We start from the raw sequence: 224 nt of genomic DNA, 5'->3' as shown, positions 1-224 counted from the left end.
CTTCGCCTCCCTGCCCGTCCCGGACGTCAAGCCGCCGGCCGACACGCAGGCCGACCTCACCAAGGCCGGCGAAGCGGCGGCCCTCCAGCACCGCTGCGCCGCCTGCCACGGCGACACCTATCTCGGCATCCAGGCCGCCCCCCGCGTCGCCCGCCTGCCCGAGGCCTACCTCGCCAAGGCGCTCGGCGATTACCGGACCGGCACGCGCCCGAGTTCGGGCGGAG

Annotated in this window: 1 protein-coding gene; it reads left to right on the top strand. The window is 76.3% G+C overall.

Annotated elements, in window-relative coordinates; genetic code table 11:
- Positions 1-224: c-type cytochrome (locus MFF40_RS28695; RefSeq protein WP_238263223.1), on the top strand; the 224-nt coding region annotated here is incomplete at both ends.

This window comes from Methylobacterium mesophilicum (assembly GCF_022179445.1).
Lineage (GTDB): Bacteria > Pseudomonadota > Alphaproteobacteria > Rhizobiales > Beijerinckiaceae > Methylobacterium > Methylobacterium mesophilicum.
Note: the sequence above shows the minus strand (reverse complement) of the source record. Positions and strands in the feature narration are given on the sequence as shown.